Origin of the sequence: Brevibacillus sp. HB1.3, assembly GCF_013186635.1 — a bacterium.
Taxonomy (GTDB): Bacteria; Bacillota; Bacilli; order Brevibacillales; family Brevibacillaceae; genus Brevibacillus; species Brevibacillus brevis_D.
The window spans coordinates 401,573-420,483 of the sequence record NZ_JABMIT010000002.1 but is presented as its reverse complement, the minus strand read 5'-3'; the positions used below and the strand labels follow the sequence as shown (position 1 = coordinate 420,483).

Genomic DNA, 18,911 nt, shown 5'->3' with positions numbered 1-18,911 from the left:
GAGCATGATGAATCATGATTAATCGGGAGGAAACAACTGAAACCTTCATCAAGGACGTCACCTGCCAGCATCAAGGGAGCGAATACGTGCTCAATTGGCATTGGGCGCAGGATATTCCGTGCGTGTACGTACACAAGTCGCAGTTTGGCGCCCCTTTTGACATAAGCGAGCTGGATGATCGTCAGTTCAAGCTGTATACCCGAGAGGAATACAAAGTCCACAAAGGGCTGCGGGAAAAAACAGACGGCATCGGCAGGTACACATACCGCATCTTTCCTTGCCGATTGGAAAATGGCAAGCCACTACTGCTCATGCCAGGCGGGGATGCCCATGTGATCCACGTCAGCACAGGAAAGGCCAAAATCTACTACTCATTCAAACGGGGCGGAAGCTGGTTCAGCAAGTATCAATCGTTGCAGATTCGCATTTTTTCAGAGATTCCGATCGAGCGGGACGTACTCTGCTACGTAAAAAAAGAAGGCTCTCCTCCCGCCCACAAGGATGACGGTACCCGATACAATTTCATTCGTGATCTCGAGCCCGGTGTCAATCTGATGCCGGAGATCGAGGTCAGGAAAAAAGACGTCGTCCGCCTGTTTTTTACGGACGGGAAAAAATACGGAGAAATGTACGAACTGATTCCTGAATAGGAGGGGATGCGCCATGCTGTCGTTTTTGAAAAACATGTTTGAGAAGAAGCCGCAGGTCAAGGAACGGCTTCCTTTTTACGATATTGTCTGCCCGTACTGCTTCGCCAAATACGGACCGGACGAAGTTGTCTTTCGTGCCACGCATCATCGCCAGGACGACGAAGACTACGCGTTGCAGGAGGATGAGATTCTCAATGCGTATCGGGATAAATTTGGACTGGATGCTATCGACGAGCTGGAAGCGGTGATCGATCCGGAATCCATACCGTCGGAAAACCATTTGTACGTCGATAACGTCCTCGCAGGTGTGACCGACCGGTATGGCATGGTTTCCAAGCGCAGACTCTGCCCGAAATGCCACAATGAGCTGCCGATTACGGCGGGGAAAGCACCGAGCAACATTATTTCGATTGTCGGGGCGTCCCAGGTCGGGAAGTCGGTTTACATGACCTCACTGATCCATACCTTGCAAAACACGACAGCGAATCACTTTGATGCCGCGTGTATGCCGCTCAATGCGCAGATTAGCCGCAAGTTCCGGGAGAACTATGAGGCACCCTTGTTTGAACGCGGACAGCTGCTTGATTCCACGCAAAAAGAAAAGCGTCAGGAGCCATTCATCTTCCAATTCATTTTCAAGGATAGCGACAAGGCACCATTGATCCTGGTGTTTTTCGACGTAGCAGGCGAGGGAATGGTCGACCGTGAGTATTTGGAGCTATATGCGGCGCATGTGAAAAACTCATCTGGCATCCTGTTCCTGGTCGATCCGCTACAAATCAAGACCATTCGCGATCGGGTCATGCTGCAAGCTGGGGATGAGCCAGGGGAATTCACGGCGAGATACGACGAGCCGCGTGAAGTTGTCATTACGCTGTTTGAGAACTTCATCGGCTATCAGGAGCAGAGCAAGACCCATATTCCGACCGCTGTCGTGTTGACGAAGAGCGACATGCTGCATCTGATCAAGGAAGACGATGGTGAATACATCAAGTCGAACAGCAATGTTTTCCGCAATTTTGTCCATGAACAATATTTAAATACGGCTGAATTTGAGAACATCGATGGAGAAATCCGCCGATTCATCGAAAAGGTGGATAGACCGTTTAAAGACGCGTTGGATGTTTACTTTACGAATACGGCCTATTTCGCTGTATCTGCGCTGGGGAGCAATCCAGTCAATCAAAGGGTGAGCGGTGTAGTGACGCCGATTCGCGTCGACGAACCGTTTATTTGGTTGATGCACCAGCTTGATTACATCGAGGGGAGGGAGCGGTAGTGAGCAACCGTCAGCCCATTTTGCAGCAGTACTACACCCGCGGGCGACAAGGGGTTTTCCGTTCGAACGAAGGATACGATACTGTCGCCAAAACGCCAGGGCTGGATAACCAATTCATCAAGAAGACGCTCCATCCGTTTTGCGTGTACGACGCGCCGCGACAGCTTCAAGAGCGGGCGGAAAGCAATCTGGCGCTCTTTCCGGAAGCACTTGTCAGCTTCCAAGCCGAATCAGGAGAGATGGTTCTCGGTAGAAGTGTATTTGTCGGAGCGGACTTTACCGGGCAGCGCAATACGTTTTTCAGCCACAACTATGTCATTCCGGTAGAGCGTCGAGATGAGTTTATCAAGAATCCGAGCAAGATCTTCGGAGTGCGTACTTTTGCAGATCGACACGACGATGCAGCGGGCAAGGAGCTTCCTACCGTCGATGACATCCCTTCAGAAAAAGGCTTGCCGCAAGACCGAAAGCAGCTACTTGGACAGTTGGGCGTCGATGAGCGTTTATTCAAACAGCTCCTCTTTGCGGTGATGTCCTCGCTCTCAGCGAAAAAGAAGGTGTTCATCAGCCTGAATGTGGATATTAGTGCCTCATCCAAGAACGCTGCTCACTTGTTGGAGATTCTGTACAGTTGTCTGCCTTATGAGATGCGCAGACATTTTGGTTTTCTCACTTTTAGCAATGAGCCGCAGAGCAAGAAGCATATCCACGTCACGTTCGTAGAAAAAGGAAGCATACGCCCAGGCGGGGGGCACAGCGACAAAGACTTTTTGTTCGACTTCTCCCTTGGTCGCGCTCAAAACGTCGATTTGCAGGACGGAGGACACGAATACCTCGACTTTGCCTGGGAGTATGTCAATGAGCCACGGAATCTGGATGCCTTTCACGAATTTTGTGAGGAAGTGCTGGCTGGAGCAGACCATGCACTAGCCTTGAACCTTCGCACGTACTATGAGCTGTGCGCACTGTATTTGATTGAAAAGGGACGAACGTCCGTGTATGAGAGCAAGCGGGCGGGCGTTTGGCAGGCGTTGAACAGCTATTTGGGGCACAGTAGCTTGACCCGCAAGAAACGGCTGATCGAGCTTCAGGAAATGCTGATGCGGATCGAAATAGAGGCGCTTTCGTCCAAACGGCTGCCCGACGGCGAGACGATCAAGCAAATAATTGAATCCTACCGGGTCACCAAGCAGGAACGCTTGCAAATGGATTTGATCCGCTTCCTGATGGACGTGTTGATGAAGGCCAAGACCGCAAGACAGAGCAGCTACGTGGCAGAGGTGTACAAGCATTTGTCCAGCAACCGGGAGCTGTTTGGCTTCATGATGCGGACGATTTTCGGCTATCCGCAGTTGGTGAAGCCGCTTTTTGAGGATTATATGACTGAGCGGGTATCCGCCGTGACCGGTTTGGACCAGATGCTAAAGGAAATCCGGTTTTGGTCAGAAACAGAACCGCAAGCGATGCGCAATGCCGTCTTCATTGCTACGACAACAGAAAAAGTTTTGCGTCTCTTTGCGCGGGAACGTCAAAAGCTCGCTGCCGCCATTACCATCCACCAGTTCTTTGAAAACATCGATGGGGCACGCGGCTATGCCGATGAGCTGTTGGATGAGCTGGACAAGTCCTTGATGAAGCTCGTCGCGCTAGACACGCTATCCAAGGATGATTTCCAGGTTCTCATCGCCCTCTTAGAGGAGAAGCCACAGAGCTTTTTCGGAACGCTGGATATGGAGAGTCGCCACAAGCAAGAAATGCTCATGAATCTGGCGAAGCTGCATGAAGAGAGAAGCACGACACATCCGGCAGAGTTTTTCCGAAAATGGGATCGGGAAGCGATTTCTGTGCAACAAAGAATGATCCAGAATATGTTGAGTAAACCGCTCCATGCAGACGAGTTCCCACAGGTTCCACTGGTCTTTTACAGGGAAGATCATTTTGGTCAGGAAGGATTCCAGTTTGCAGAATTGCTAGGGTATGTTCAGCAAAATGGTGGGGAAGCCGTTACATTGTCGTTTATCCAATGGACAATGAGCCAGCGGATGTTTTTCGAAGGGAAGTATTTGTTGCCTGCATACAGACAAGCATTGAATGTCTTTTTCCTTGAAGAGAAAGGCAAGAGATTGCGGGATAAAGAATGGCGAAAACGGTGGTATGCGATCCGAAATGCTGATTTCCGCAAGCTTTTGGACGAGGTACGCAGCGCAACAGCCAATCCGCTTGTGAAGCTGTTTCGGCACAAAGCTACGGTGATAACCAGCGCGGTTGTCTTGCTAGGTGCCGGAGCGTGGGGAGGCTATATGGTCTGGGGAGGTACGAGTACGCACGTACAGCCACCTGAAGCACAGCCAGAACCGACTCGCCCACCGGCTGTGTTCGTACCGGCTTATCGGTTGATGTTGGACGAGCCTGACATCCAACCTGTCCATGGTGTTCTTGGGGAGCGAAGCCAAGATGCACCCACGGGTGGGCAGCCTGTTCAAACAACGACACCCTAAGGTGATAATAACGCCAACGCGGTCTGCCCTAGTAGGAGCGACCGCGTCATTCAGGTGTAATTGCTGTCAAAGAGATGTCTAAAATATTTGTTGACAAATATTTTTATTTGTGTTATAATTAAATATTTTTCCGTTGATAAAACTCCTCGCTCCGTGATAAAAAGTAGTTGTGCGATAAAAAGGTGTGAGGAGGAATAGGGTATGAAAGCGAACACAGGTGTGAAAATGATTCCGCTACAAGGAGAGGCATTTGGCAAGCCGATAGTGATCTACCCCACCTTGCTTTGGGATGATGACCGAGCGGTATTGGTAGATACAGGAATGCCGGGTTCGTGGGAGATCATTCGTCAGGAGATGAGCCGCGCTGGCATACCACTTGAGCGTTTACAGGCTATCATTTTGACACATCAGGACCTTGATCATATCGGCAGTCTTCCAGAAATTGTTCGTGAGCTTGGCGGACAGGTTGAAATATACGCGCATGAGCTAGATCAGCCGTACATCGAAGGCAAACACCCACTCCTCAAAGCAAACCCCAAAACCATGGCTCCTTTACTTGCGATGCTGCCTGAAAAAGAGCGCGAGTACTTGCAATGGCTTTGCGAAAATCCGCCCAAGGCAATGGTGCACAAGACACTGGCAGACGCAGAGATTCTGCCGTATTGTGGGGGAATCCGTATCATTCATACTCCCGGACATACGCCGGGGCATATCAGCTTATATGTACAAGATAGCAAGACCTTGATAGCAGGCGATGCTATGGTGTACATGAACGAAGCACTGCGAGGACCGATTCCGCAAAACACGCTCGATATGGAATTGGCAGTAAACTCATTAAAAAAGTTCGAGAACTTGGAAATTACTAGTATCATTTGTTATCATGGAGGCATGTGTCAAAACAACGTGCAAGAGCAGCTGTATGCTCTGCTACGGTGAAGTAGTTACCTAATCCTGCACGTTAAAAACAACTGATCTAGGTTGGAATATGTAGATATAAGAAGCGTGGAGGACACCAGAGCTGGAGTAATCCCTATGGTGTCTTTCTCATTTTATCCTTGTAACGTCTTTTGCGCTGTTTGCTCGACCTCGGAATGGGAGGCTGGTGCATCTGGAGAGGTTTTGTAGTATTTCTCCAGCGATTTATCTGAACCTGTCCAACGAGCGAATGCAGCGAGCACAGCAAACATGCCTTTTTGCAGGAAGCGCGGAATGATTGGGAGGTAAAACTCTCCCATCTGAAAGATCGTTCCCAAAAGGAGAATATTTTTCGGGATATTTTGTTTGATAAACGGCAAATAAAAGCTGCGCCCGTCTGTGTCGAGCCCGTATCCACAGCGGACAAATGCTTCAAAAGTACCTGCCGGACGGATTTCGACATGGAAGCTGACGAATTCGTTAGAGGGATTGTGGAACCCATGAACCTTGTCCGTCGGTATGTTTAGCTTCTCTCCCGGCTTCAGGATTACTTTTTTTCCATCGATGGTTACCTCTAAATTTCCAATTACACCTTCAAAGGTTTCGACAAGTTTTGTATGATAGTGTAGAAAAATCCCATTATCCGGTGGGAGATCGGTACGAAATAATAAATATTCGCCATTCGTTTCTTCCGTTGTCTTTAAAAAGGTGACCACTTCGTTATTGTGCGGGTTGCTTACACTGCGACTTAGATTTGACAAAACTATACCTCCTTGAAAAATAGTAAAAAGAGATTACATTAAGACAGAATATAGATTAAATATAGATTATTTGTTCCGGGTCAACAATTAGAAAGATAGGATGTTCTACCTAAAGATGGAGTGGATAGTATGAGCGGCATGATCGTGATTCCAGGTTATAGGGTGGCAGAGTTTCTTTCCACTCATTCAAAATTGGGAATTTATCGGGGTTACAGAAATAACGACAATCTCCCTGTCTTATTCAAAGTACCGATGGAAGGGCCTTCCCATAAGGAATCTCTGTGGAAACTGAAGCATGAATATCGCATTCTTCAATCATTGGAATCCCATGCAGTGGAAACGATCATCGAACTTGTTAATCACAACCGTGAGACGGTAATGATTACGGAAGATTTCGGGGGAGTGCCGCTCTCCTTGCTGATGAAAATGAAAGGACTGTCGCTGAAGGAGATGCTCTTCCTTGCAGTCCGCATGGCTTCCTGTTTGAAGGAAATCCATCAGCACGGAATCATTCATAAGGATGTAAATCCCGACCATATCCTGGTTCATCCTGAAACCTATGAGGTAAAGCTTGGTAGCTTTGGGTTGGCGACGAAATCCCACCAAGAATACCAAAGTGTGATGAATCCAAAAGAATGGAAGGGAAATCTTCGCTACGTGTCGCCGGAGCAGACGGGGAGAATGAATCGAACCGTCGATTACCGTTCCGATATTTATTCTTTTGGTGTCACGCTCTACGAGTTATTGACGGGAAAGCTGCCCTTTTTAACTTCGGACATGCTTGAACTCATACATGCTCATATGGCGAGAAAGCCGCTCGCTCCCTCCAGTGTAAAACCATCCGTTCCAGAGATTCTATCGGACATTGTGATGAAGTGTCTGTCTAAAAATACAGAGGATCGCTACTTTAGCATGTCTGGCTTACTGGCAGACCTGCAGCGCTGCTATGACCAGCTTGAACAAAACGGTTTGATTACGCCTTTTCCGCTTGCTTTAGAAGATCGTGCTGATCACTTGCGGATTCCAGAGAGGCTGTATGGACGTGAGCAAGAAATCCAGATGCTCATCGATGCATTTGAGCAAGTCACGAACGGCGCTACGAGGATGGTTCTCCTCAGTGGATCTGCAGGGGTGGGTAAGTCTGCTCTCGTGCTGGAAGCGCAAAAAGCGTTTTTGAGAGGCCGGGGACGTTTTGTTTCAGGAAAGTTCGAGCAATATAATCAGGCCGTTCCGTATTCGGCCCTCATTCAAATCTTTCAGGATTTGATCAAGCAGTTATTGGCAGGCCACGAACGCGAGCTGCTCGCTTGGCGAGAGATGATCCTTGACGCCGTACAAGGTCTTGGTCAAGTGATCGTGGATGTCATTCCACAGCTTGAGGCAGTCATCGGCAAGCAGCCTGCCGTACCTGAGCTGCCTGCAGCAGAAGCTAAAAATCGCTTTCAATGGGTGATGCAACGCTTTATTCGGATTTGGGCGCGTCCAGAGCATCCGCTCGTCTTGTTCCTGGATGATTTGCAGTGGGCAGATTCTTCTTCGCTTTTCCTGATCCGAGAGTTGATTGCAGACAGGCAGATCAGTCATTTTCTATTGATTTGCGCTTATCGTGAGCATGATGGCAGTATGATGAATCCGTTGATTGCCATTTTGACAGAGACAGGTATCAAGGGCCGCATTTTGCGCCAATTGACGTTATTGCCGCTTCGAGAACATGAATTCAATGCGTTAGTAGCGGATACATTGCATAGCGATACGGAAATGACGAAGCCGCTGGTTACGATTATCATGCAAAAAACAGCCGGGAATCCGTTTTATGTAAGGGAATTCATTAAGACGCTGTATGATCGGAACTTGGTGTGGTATGGGAGAGAAGAACGGAACTGGCAATGGGACTTGGCCGAAATCGAGAAGCTGGGTACAACGGAAAATGTGGCCGATCTTCTCGTAGAAAAAATGAGAAGACTGCCTGTTTCTACTCAGCAGCAGCTCGCTTATGCTGCTTGTCTGGGCAATTCGTTTTTGCTTCATTTGATAGCCAAGTCACGGAATCAAACGGAGTCAGAAGCCATTCAGCATATATCGCCTGCGATTGAGGAAGGTCTCATTTATCCGATTGAAGGAGCGGAATATCTGACATACGCTGCGCTCGTGGAAGAAGAAGTGGCGTCTCAGATGAGGATTCGTTTCCGTTTTGTGCATGATCGAATTCAACAGGCCGCCTATTCGTTGTTAGAAGAGGCAGAGCGCGGACAGACTCACGTCAAGCTGGGCAGAATGATGTGGGAAATGTCCCAAGGGAGCGAATCTGGCTCTCTGTTCGAAATTTGCGATCATATGTATCGGGGCAAAGAGATACTGGAGGATCAAGCGGAGCGCATGCATGTGGCGCATTGTCATTTGCTCGCTGGACAAAAAGCGAAATCCTCTGCGGCATTTGAGTCGGCCTTGCAGTATTTCCAACGCGGTCTCGAGCTGGTGGGGGAAGAGGGCTGGCAGCACAATCATGATCTGACCATGGAGTTGTGTGCGTTGTCTGCGGAGACGACGTACCTGTGTAACCAATTGGATGAGGCAAAACAATTGTTTGAACGCGGGATGCAGCATGCCAAAACAGACCGGGAACGCGTTCGCATTTTAGAAATGGAAATTCGCATGTATACACGACTGGCTGAATTTCCGCGTGTCATGGAGATCGCAAGCGAAGCCTTGGGGTTATTGGGCGTACCGATTCCGAAAAAGCCTGGCAAGCTCGATATCATTAAGGAAATGTTTCATATCAAGCGACGCCTCAAAGGCAGAAAAATAGATGAGTTGCTATATTTGCCGGATGTTCCCGATGAAAATTATCAGATGGCGATGAGCATCATCAGCTATGCCGGGCCATCTGCTTACTATGTCAATCTCAATTGGTTTGCTTTAACGATTTTGCGTGCCCTTCATCTATCACTCGTGCATGGAAACGCAGTAGCTTCGGCGAATGGTTATACCGGTTACGGGATCGTACAAGCTGCTCAATTCGGAAAATATCGAGAGGCTTATGAATTTGGACAATTGGCTTGCCGTGTAGCAGATAGCTTCGCCGATCCGATTGCCATGACGAAGGCGTATGGCGCGTTTGCCTTACTGATCAATCACTGGTGCGAGCATGCGCGGACGAACATCCCTCTCCTGAAAAAAGCGATTCAGCTCGGCTTGGACGGCGGAGGCAACATATATGCTGCCTACAATGCCCATGGGCTTTTGGAGGCCATGCTCTATTGTGGTGTGCCAGTAGAAGAATTGGAGCAGCAAATCGAGGAATACAGCGATATGATTCAACAAATCAAGGTCGTTGATCACGATGATCGGCTCCTGTTATTGCGTCAGGCGCTGCATACTTTTACACGGTGGACGGACGATGAACGAACGGCGTTTTGCCAAGATGGCTTTGACGAAGTCACCTATGTAAGCAACCTGCAAAAAGAAGGAAACAGCTACAAGCGGTACATGTACCACTACTATAAATCGATGGTTCATCTCATGTACGGGAACCACCTGGAGGCTGCCGAGCTGCTGGCTGAAGCGGAGCAATGGATGGATTCAGTAAGCGGACAAGTGCTTGTCAGCCAGCATGTTTTTATGCAAACACTGGCATTGACGGGGCTCTATGAGAACGCCAACCGACAGGAAAAATCGAAGTATGGGAAAAAAATCACTGCAAATATCAAAAAGATGAAGGTGTGGGCAAAGGAATGCCCGGAAAATTTTCAGCACAAGTGGTTGCTGATGCATGCTGAGTGGCTCCGTGTCACAGAGCATAAACAAGAAGCGGGTCCTTTTTATGAACAGGCGGTTCAACTCGCCAAAAAGGATGTTTTCTTGCAAAACGAGGCAATGGCAAATGAATTGGCTGCCCAGCATTACTTGGCACTTGGAATGGAAACGATTGCGAAGGCGTACATGACGGAGGCGCACGAGGTTTACATGCTATGGGGAGCGGTCGCCAAGGCACGAGAGATTGGGGAACGGTACCCTTATCTTTTGCAACGAGTAAGAAGCTTGGGGGCTTCCGCTGAGATTGCCACGACTGACCAGACAGCAGACCTCGTCGATTTAATGAGTGTCATCAAAGCGTCGCAAACGATTGCTAGCGAGCTCCGCTTGGAAATGCTGTTGGCGACGATGCTGCGCACGGTGATGAGCAATGCAGGTGCGGAGAAAGGAATTCTCCTGCTGAAAAAAGATGGTGACTGGCTCATAGAAGCAGCAGGCTCTGTCGATTTGGACGTGGAGATCATGCAGTCTGTCCCGTATGAGCATAGTGGGATGCTCTCTGTCGCTGTCGTGAATTACACGATTCGCACAGAAGAGATGCTGGTGCTCCACAACGCTTCGGTTGAAGGCGTCTTTTTCCGCGATACGTACATTGCGAAGCACCAGCCGAAATCGATTTTATGCTCCCCGCTATGGCAGCAAGGGAAAATGATCGGTGTCATTTATTTGGAGAACAACGAGACGACACATGTGTTCAACGAAAAGCGCTCAGAGCCGCTCAGACTGATCTTCTCGCAAATTGCAATCTTTATTGAAAATGCGAGACTGTATCATCAATTGGAGCAATGGAATCAATCCTTGGAAAAGATTGTGACAGAGCGTACCAATGAGATTCAGGCACTTTTGCAGGCGAATAAAAATCTGTTAAACAATGCGGGACAAGGCTTCCTTTCTTTTTCTAAAAACCTGCTGGTCCATTCCGAATACAGTCGGGAATGTCTGCGGATTTTTGGGAGAGAACTAGCTGGAATATCGGTTGCAGAGCTACTATACCCAGATCGTCCAGAGGACAGAGTGTTCATTGAATCTCTTTTGGAAAAGTACTTTGAAGCAAAAGACCAAGGGCAAAAAGAGCTGTATCTCAGCCTCTTTCCTACGGAAGTCCAGATCAATCAAATGCCGTTGAAGCTGGCATGTAAGCCGATTTATGAAGATCGGCGAGATTCGCCAGAGGGCTTGATGCTGATTCTTACTGATATGAGTGAGCAGCAGGCGCTCAAATCAAAGATGGAGCGAGAATGGCAAAGGTTGAATATGGTCGTAACGGTAGCGATTAGTCTCCCGCTCTTCCAAAAGGTACTGCGAGCTTTTAACGCTTTCTTTGAGGAGGGGTGGAAGCAGATCCTCGGAGGAGCGATGGCGGAATCCGAGAAGCTATTCAAATTGGTCGCTCAGATTCATCAGTTTAAAGGTGACTTCAGCCAATTACACCTGATTCATACACCACAAAAGCTGCATGATTTGGAGTCGTGGTTGATTCAATGGGCAAAGTCCGAAGAACGCCTGTCCGACGAGGATGTGCGTGCCCAGCAGTCATTCGCAGAGGTTCAGGCTGCGATGCAACAGGATTTGTCGATCATGCAGCACAAGCTCGGGGTCGGATTCCTGGATCATAACGAGCATGTGCACACCATTGCAAAAGAGCGATGGGAAAGCTTCGAGCACGAGATTACCAGTCTGGTACAGGGGGAAGCTCAGCAGGAGCTGCTCCACCGCATCCGCAAGCTGCGTTATCGTCCCATGAAGGACATGTTGTCCCGTTATGAAGACTATGTAAGCGCGCTCGCTATCCGTCTGAATAAGACCATCGATCCGGTCGAATGGGATGCAGAAGAAGTACTGGTCGATACGGAGCGATTCGAGAATTTTGCGAGGAGCCTGGTTCACGTATTCAACAATGCCATTGATCATGGAATGGAAGAAGAGCAAGAACGATTAGCATGCGGAAAAGAACGCAGCGGCAAGATTCAATGCCGCATTTGGCAAGAGGATACTTCCCTGTGCGTCACGATTCGTGATGATGGGCGTGGCGGAGATAGGGAAAAGCTGAAGCTGGCATTGGCTGAGGATGTCACGGTACAAGAACATGCAAGTCTCGTATCGGGCAGAGGAATTGGCCTGTCCATTGTCAAACAAGAGGTTGAGCAGTTGGGAGGAACCCTCCAGGTTCATACCCAGAAAGGAGAAGGGACCCGCTTTACCTTCCGAATCCCGTTGGAAGAAATTCGCTAGATCCATAGAAAAACTGAGGCGACAGTGCCTCAGTTTTTTGTTTGATCGACTAAAGAGAATTCGTAATGGAAGCCAAAAGCCGTTCTTCATCGATCGGTTTTAGAATGTAATGGCGCGCTCCAGCGTTGATTGCTTCAAAAACGAGCGGCTTTAATCCGTTGGTGCTGACCATAATGATGTTGGCGTCGGGGAAGGTGCCGATGATTTTTTTGACAGTTTCTATGCCATTCATTCCTGGCATATTGATATCCATCGTCACCACATCGGGGAGGTGGTCTGTATATTTTTGATAGGCGTCCAATCCATTCGTCGCTTCTGCTATGACTTGATGGCCCGCCCGTTCCAAAATGATTTTCATGTAATCTCGTACTACAAGGGAGTCGTCTGCTATCAGTATACGAGCCATAAAGCCTCCTGTTTCGAAACGGTTAGTTAACCTTAGTAAGTGAGCAGTCTACATTTACCATAACACTTATAGGAAAAATGTCGCAATCATTTGATCATAAAAAGTGTACAAACATACAAAAAAACAAACGAATTCCAGCTTTTGATGAAACTGGATTCGTTTGTTTAGCTTTTCCAGATGGGTCATGTATTCGGTTAGCAAAAGCAATCTGGCTTGCCAGGAGCATCATGATAGGCGAGCAAGGCATTGACCCCATGACTTAAGATAGCACCGGAACGTGTCACTGCGGCAACGAGTAGAGCCTCCATAATTTCCTCCATGGTGCCGCCAAGTTCTTTATACTTTTTGACGTGAACATCGATGCAATAAGGGCAGCCAGTCACGTGAGCGACCACAATGGCAATCAACTCTTTCGTTTTGACCGGAAGCTGGTGGGATTGCTGGTAGATTTGCCGCTCGAAAGAAAAATAAGAAGCGGCAGCGTCAGGCGCCAATTTCATCAATTCTGGGATATGTGACAAATTTGCTGATTCATAATACGAACGTGCTTTTGACATGAAACATCCTCTCCCTTTTCATGGGTAGTCACTACGACTTTATTGTAGAGAGAGAAAATGGTTGTTTCTGTAACTTGCTCACCAATCTCACCAATCACTAGGAAAAAGTTTTTCCTGGAGGGCATCTCGGCGAATAGCTGTGATTCGGCCACGGCCTAACTGAAGCCACCCGGCTTTTTCAAACTCCTTGAGTGACCGACTGATTACCTCTCGGGCAGTTCCGAGTTCTATGGCAATCGCTTCATGGGTGATGGAAAGATGATTGTGAGAATCTGTGGTACGACAGAGCAATAATTCGGCGATGCGGGCGTTGATCGGTTTAAACGCGATATCCTCGACCAGAGATGTGACGGAGACCATTCGGTTGATCATGTTCCGGTAAATAAACTGACGCAAGTCCTTATAGTGATCCATCCAGTCTTTGAAAACATCTACAGGCAAAAGCAGCAGCTCGGTTTCCTCTTCTAGCTGTGCGGATGCTTCATAGCCCGTCTCACCTAAAATACTGGCCATCATGAGGACGCAGACTCCCCCGCGTTGTACCCGATATAACGTAACCTCACGTCCTGACTCGCTGATGATATAGATGCGGACCTTGCCTGACAATACAAAAGCGGCATGGGCAAACAGATGACCCTGCTGCATCGTAAGCTGGGGAGAAAAGCGTTCCACTGTTATGTCAGGATGGCGCCATGCGGTTTCCGGAACAAGGGAAAAGCACGGAAAAGCATCCGTCACAAGTTGGATTCGATTCAAGTCCATTGTTTTACCCTCCGCGACAACTCAATTAGAGAAATATGCTTACTTGTAGTGTAGGGAAAAGATGCGATCTCTACAATGAAATATCCGTCTGCGGACTGACGAGAGAACAACCCTGTAGCCTGATTTCTCTTCTACGCTGTTTTGCTACGATGTTAAAAGAACTTATCTTGTAAAAATAACCAAGTATCGAGGGGAAACAGATGAAACAAATAAAGCGGTGGATAGGGGTTGGCCTAATTGCTGTGGGAATCGGCGTGGCCGGCTGCACGATCAACAATAACGTGATCAAGATTGAAGAAGAAAAAAGACAGCTTGAATTGGCTGCGGAGTCCATAGAGGCATTGAATATTGTGACGGATTCGGGCGATTTGGTCGTCAAAGGTGATGAAAAAGCCACCGCGATTCATGTAGAGGCTGAAATCAAATCGAAAAATGTCAAACCCGAAGAAATCATCCTTACACTCGAGAAGGAAGGGAATAACGCAACACTACGATCCAACGTGAACACAGATATCGGTTTTAACTATGTGGATATGACGATAACGGTAATCGTTCCTGCCAAGCTGCCGATAGCCCTTACCGATGGATCAGGAGATATTGACATGACGAATCTAACAGGAAAGCTCACGATTGAGGATGATTCTGGTGATATTCGATTAACGAATACGAACGGAGAGGTAGAGATTCGTGACCAGTCCGGTGATATCAAGATCAAGGACGCGTCAGCCATCAAACTGATCGAAGACGATTCAGGTGAGATCGTTATGGAAAATACGGGTGGAAACGTAGCGATTCACGATCAATCCGGTGATATGTATATTAGAAAGCATAAAGGTGATGTTACGATATCGGACGAAAGCGGTGATATCGTCATTGATACAATCGAAGGAAATGTGCTGATTGAGAGTGACGGGAGCGGAGATCGGTTCGTTCAAAACGTAACAGGCTCGTACACATCCAAATAATCAGGACCGTCAGGGTTTTTGCCCTGGCGGTTTTCTTGTTGTGGCGGTATTTTGACAGGCTGAGGAAAAAATTAGCCGACTAATGAAAAAAAGCTTTCCCTTCCGATAAAGAAGTGCTACTATAACAAATGTAGTTCTAATTGAGAATGAATCTCTTTATTAATGATTATGAGAATTATTCTCTCCGGTAAATGCTCGAGTCAATACGGAACATTACTCCATGAAAAAGTAAGAAGAGTAGGGACGCGATGAAAAAGAGATATTTGGTTGTAGCACTTATTTTGCTATCGTTCGTTTCACTTTTTATTGGCGTAAAAGATATATCTCCGTGGGATCTGTTTAATCTCACAGATGACAAAGTGCAAGTGCTGTGGATTAGCCGAATTCCGCGTTTGATTAGTATTATCATCGCAGGGGTCAGCATGAGTATCGCCGGATTGATCATGCAGCAGCTGACCCGAAACAAGTTCGTTTCTCCGACGACAGCAGGGACAGAGGACTCCGTTCGCTTCGGAATATTGGTTTCACTCTTGGTATTCGCTGATGCGAGCTCTTGGGTGAAGCTACTCGTTGCTTTTGCATTTGCTCTCTTGGGAACCTTTGTCTTTATGAAGATTCTCGAAAGAATCAAATTTAAAGACTCCATTTTCATCCCGTTAGTGGGACTGATGTTTGGAAACATCGTCGGATCCATCACGACGTTTTTCGCTTATAAGCATGACCTGATGCAAAACATGTCTGCTTGGTTGCATGGAGATTTCTCCACCATTATGAAAGGCAGCTACGAACTTTTGTACATAAGCATTCCGCTGGTGATTATCGCTTACTTGTATGCGAACAAGTTCACTATTGCCGGAATGGGTGAAGAGTTTGCCATCAACCTCGGGTTGAACTACAAGCATGTCGTCAACATTGGACTGGTCATTGTCGCTTGTGTGACTTCGGTAGTTATTCTCACAGTAGGGACAATCCCGTTTTTGGGGCTGATCATTCCTAACCTGGTTACGATCTACCTGGGAGATAACCTGAAAAAAAGCTTATCTCATACCGCTTTGCTTGGCGCGGTGTTTGTACTTGCGTGTGATATCCTGGGACGCCTCATCATCTTCCCATACGAGATTTCCATCGGCTTGATGGTTGGAGTCATAGGAAGCGGGATATTCGTGTACTTACTCATGAGAAGAAAGGCATATGAACAATGAAAGCAAAGATAGCTGCCCTGTCAATTGTGGCCATTGCTTTGATAGCCATTTTTATGATGATTGACGCCGGTGGCAACTGGGATTACGTCCTTCCTCGGCGGGCTAAAAAAATTCTTGCCATTATTTTAACCGGTTGCATCATCGCCTTCTCTACGATGATCTTCCAGACCATCACGAACAACCGAATCTTGACGCCTAGCATCATCGGCTTGGATTCGCTCTATATGTTCATCCAAACATTTGTGATCTTTGTTTTTGGCTCCACCCATTTCACCTTGATGAACAACAACGTGAACTTTCTGATCTCGACAGGTGGGATGGTGCTTTTCGCAGGCTTGCTCTACAAATTCCTGTTTAAGAGGGAAGGGCAAAACATTTACTTCCTGCTTCTCATCGGATTGATCTTGGGCACATTGTTCAGCAGTTTGTCCACGTTCATGCAAGTGTTGATTGATCCGAATGAGTTTCTGGTTGTGCAAGACCGAATGTTCGCCAGCTTCAACAATGTAAAAACAGACCTGTTGATTACGAGCTTTGTTCTAGTCATCGGAATCATGATTTACTTCTGGCGATACATCAAGTACTTGGATGTGTTATCACTCGGTCGGGATCAGGCAATCAATTTGGGGATTCCGTACGATTTTGTCATCAAACGCTTCCTCGTCATCATTGCCATTCTCGTATCGATTGCGACAGCGCTTGTTGGACCGATTACCTTCCTTGGACTGTTGGTAGCGAATCTCGCCCATCAGTTTATGAAAACCTATCAGCATAAATACTTGCTGGTGGGCTCGGCTTTAATCAGTGTGATTGCACTGGTTGGCGGTTTGTTAATCGTGGAGCGTGTACTTGCGTTTTCCACGACGCTCAGTGTCATCGTCAACTTTATTGGTGGGGTTTACTTCATCTATCTTCTGTTAAAGGAGAATAAAGCGTGATAGAAGTCCGGAATGTCACAAAACAGTATGGTAGCAAGAATGTCGTGGAAAACGTGTCTGTGAAGATTGCCAAGGGGAAAATCACGTCCTTTATCGGACCCAATGGGGCTGGAAAGAGCACGCTGCTGTCGATGATTAGTCGCCTATTAACCAAGGATCAAGGCGAGGTTTTTATTGAGGGTCAGGAGATTGGGCAGACAAAGAGCAGTGAGCTGGCAAAGAAAATCTCGATTCTTAAGCAATCGAACCACATAACGGTGCGGTTGACGATTCGTGAGCTGGTCAGCTTTGGTCGCTTCCCGTATTCACAAGGCAATTTGACAAAAGAGGATTGGAAGTATGTAGACGAGGCTATCCAATATTTAGAGCTCACAGACATTCAACACAAGTACCTCGACCAGTTGAGTGGCGGTCAGCGTCAACGCGCTTACATCGCGATGGTTGTCGCTCAAAATACGGAATACGTCCTCTTGGATGAGCCGCTCAACAATTTGGATATGAAGCATTCCGTCCAGATCATGAAAGTGCTGCGACGTCTGGTAGACGAAAAGGGCAAAACGGTTGTCATTGTCATTCACGATATCAACTTTGCTTCCGTCTATTCGGATTATATCGTCGCTCTCAAGGATGGAAAGGTCGTGAAGGAAGGCACTACAGACGAGATCATCACTCAACCGATCTTGAAAGATGTCTATGACATGGATATCCGAATTGAAGACATTGAAGAAAATAAAATCTGTGTCTATTTCGCGTAAGCTCCATCTTCCTATCGTTAAAATTTTGATGGCCTGCCGGGGGTTTCATCAGCAAGCTGTCAATAATTTTATATACTTTTACATTCTATATAGAGGTGAGAGAAGTGAACAAAAAATTACTCATGCTATTTATGGCAGTACTGTTGGCTGTATTCACGGCTGCATGCGGCTCCAATAACGCTGCTCCTGCAACATCTGCGACGGATGCAACAAAAGCACCTGAAGCGGCACAAACATCCGAAGAAGTTACGATCAAGCATAAATTGGGTGAAGCAAAACTGAAAAAGAATCCAAAAACGGTTGTAGCATTTGACTTCGGTGTTCTGGATTCCTTGGACAAATTGGGTATTGAAGTAGCAGGTGTTGCACAGTCTACCAACATTCCTGCGTACCTGGAAAAGTTCAAAGATGCGAAATACACAAACGTTGGTGGTTTGAAAGAGCCAGACTTTGAAAAAATCAATGCATTGAAACCGGATGTCATCTTCATTTCTGGTCGTCAACAAGATGCTTACGAAGAGCTGAACAAAATTGCTCCAACCATCTTCATGGGTGTAGACAATGCGAAGTACATGGAATCTTTCAAAGAGAACATGAAAACATTGGGTACCATCTTCGGTAAAGAAGCGCAAGTAGAAGAAGAGCTGGGCAAAATCGATGCATCTATCAAAGAATTGAATGCAAAAGCAACGGCAAGCGGCAAAACTGCTCTGATCGTGATGGTTAACGAAGGCAAGCTGAACGCTTATGGCGCTGGTTCCCGTTTTGGTATCCTGCACGGTGAATTTGGATTTACGCCTGTAGACAAAAACATTTCCGTAGAAAATCATGGTCAAAGCGTTTCCTTTGAATATATCGCAGAAAAAGATCCAGACTACCTGTTCGTAATTGATCGTGGTAACGCGATTTCCAAGAATAAAGAAGTGTCTACTTCTACACAGCAAACGGTAGAAAACGACCTGATTAAGAACACGAAAGCATTTAAAACTGGCAACATCATTTACCTGGATTCTAGCAACTGGTACTTGTCTGGTGGCGGATTGGAATCCACCGCTGGCATGGCAGAAGAAGTTCTGAAAGAAGTGAAGTGGTAAGAGGTTAGAAAGGCAAGGCGACAGCTCAAGGGAGTAAGATAATCCCGGGGCTGTCGCTTTTTCATTTTTTAGAACGTGCTGATT

The 18,911-nt window shown here is 47.2% G+C and carries 14 protein-coding genes; 10 read left to right on the top strand and 4 right to left on the bottom strand.

Features of this window, described 5'->3' with window-relative positions:
• Positions 1–14: 14 nt before the first annotated feature.
• The 4 genes from HPY31_RS06580 to HPY31_RS06565 all read left to right on the top strand — a co-directional run bounded on the left by HPY31_RS06580 (position 15) and on the right by HPY31_RS06565 (position 5,363).
• Positions 15–650 (top strand): beta-mannanase, encoded by a 636-nt coding sequence (locus HPY31_RS06580; RefSeq protein WP_172139493.1) that lies wholly within the window; start codon positions 15–17, stop codon positions 648–650.
• Between the two features lie 13 nt (positions 651–663).
• Positions 664–1,929: a TRAFAC clade GTPase domain-containing protein gene (locus HPY31_RS06575; RefSeq protein ID WP_172139491.1), complete on the top strand. Its 1,266-nt coding sequence runs from the start codon at positions 664–666 to the stop codon at positions 1,927–1,929.
• Positions 1,929–4,427 (top strand): GAP1-N2 domain-containing protein, encoded by a 2,499-nt coding sequence (locus HPY31_RS06570; RefSeq protein WP_172139489.1) that lies wholly within the window; start codon positions 1,929–1,931, stop codon positions 4,425–4,427. The genes HPY31_RS06575 and HPY31_RS06570 overlap by 1 nt, the downstream gene beginning before the upstream one ends.
• Before the next feature lie 201 nt (positions 4,428–4,628).
• Positions 4,629–5,363, top strand: coding sequence for an MBL fold metallo-hydrolase (locus HPY31_RS06565; protein WP_172139487.1), 735 nt, complete (start codon positions 4,629–4,631; stop codon positions 5,361–5,363).
• Positions 5,364–5,476: 113 nt separating this feature from the next.
• On the opposite strand, the gene HPY31_RS06560 is transcribed toward HPY31_RS06565, so the two are convergent.
• Complete coding sequence (locus HPY31_RS06560) at positions 5,477–6,103, bottom strand: cupin domain-containing protein (RefSeq protein WP_172139485.1); 627 nt, start codon at positions 6,101–6,103, stop codon at positions 5,477–5,479.
• A 129-nt stretch (positions 6,104–6,232) separates the two neighbouring features.
• On the opposite strand from HPY31_RS06560, the gene HPY31_RS06555 reads away from it, so the two are divergent.
• Positions 6,233–12,148: an AAA family ATPase gene (locus HPY31_RS06555; protein WP_172139483.1), complete on the top strand. Its 5,916-nt coding sequence runs from the start codon at positions 6,233–6,235 to the stop codon at positions 12,146–12,148.
• Positions 12,149–12,197: 49 nt separating this feature from the next.
• Here the strand turns inward: HPY31_RS06555 and HPY31_RS06550 are convergent, their stop codons facing one another.
• The 3 genes from HPY31_RS06550 to HPY31_RS06540 all read right to left on the bottom strand — a co-directional run bounded on the left by HPY31_RS06550 (position 12,198) and on the right by HPY31_RS06540 (position 13,873).
• Complete coding sequence (locus HPY31_RS06550) at positions 12,198–12,554, bottom strand: response regulator (protein ID WP_015893868.1); 357 nt, start codon at positions 12,552–12,554, stop codon at positions 12,198–12,200.
• A gap of 194 nt (positions 12,555–12,748) precedes the next feature.
• Complete coding sequence (locus HPY31_RS06545) at positions 12,749–13,111, bottom strand: carboxymuconolactone decarboxylase family protein (protein ID WP_015893867.1); 363 nt, start codon at positions 13,109–13,111, stop codon at positions 12,749–12,751.
• Positions 13,112–13,198: 87 nt separating this feature from the next.
• Positions 13,199–13,873: a Crp/Fnr family transcriptional regulator gene (locus HPY31_RS06540; RefSeq protein WP_172139481.1), complete on the bottom strand. Its 675-nt coding sequence runs from the start codon at positions 13,871–13,873 to the stop codon at positions 13,199–13,201.
• Between the two features lie 200 nt (positions 13,874–14,073).
• Here HPY31_RS06540 and HPY31_RS06535 point away from each other — a divergent pair, with 200 nt between their 5' ends.
• The 5 genes from HPY31_RS06535 to HPY31_RS06515 all read left to right on the top strand — a co-directional run bounded on the left by HPY31_RS06535 (position 14,074) and on the right by HPY31_RS06515 (position 18,827).
• Positions 14,074–14,838, top strand: coding sequence for a DUF4097 family beta strand repeat-containing protein (locus tag HPY31_RS06535; RefSeq protein WP_172139479.1), 765 nt, complete (start codon positions 14,074–14,076; stop codon positions 14,836–14,838).
• Between the two features lie 248 nt (positions 14,839–15,086).
• A complete protein-coding gene (locus HPY31_RS06530) occupies positions 15,087–16,040 on the top strand; it encodes an ABC transporter permease (RefSeq protein WP_064200131.1) in 954 nt (317 codons plus the stop codon).
• Positions 16,037–16,978: an iron chelate uptake ABC transporter family permease subunit gene (locus tag HPY31_RS06525; protein WP_172139477.1), complete on the top strand. Its 942-nt coding sequence runs from the start codon at positions 16,037–16,039 to the stop codon at positions 16,976–16,978. The genes HPY31_RS06530 and HPY31_RS06525 overlap by 4 nt, the downstream gene beginning before the upstream one ends.
• Positions 16,975–17,733 carry an iron ABC transporter ATP-binding protein gene (locus HPY31_RS06520; RefSeq protein ID WP_015893862.1) on the top strand — a complete coding sequence of 253 codons (759 nt, stop codon included), beginning with the start codon at positions 16,975–16,977 and terminating at the stop codon, positions 17,731–17,733. The genes HPY31_RS06525 and HPY31_RS06520 overlap by 4 nt, the downstream gene beginning before the upstream one ends.
• Positions 17,734–17,837: 104 nt before the next feature.
• The gene (locus HPY31_RS06515) at positions 17,838–18,827 is read left to right on the top strand and encodes a siderophore ABC transporter substrate-binding protein (protein WP_371811682.1); all 990 of its coding nucleotides are present in this window, start codon (positions 17,838–17,840) and stop codon (positions 18,825–18,827) included.
• The last annotated feature ends 84 nt before the right edge of the window (positions 18,828–18,911 follow it).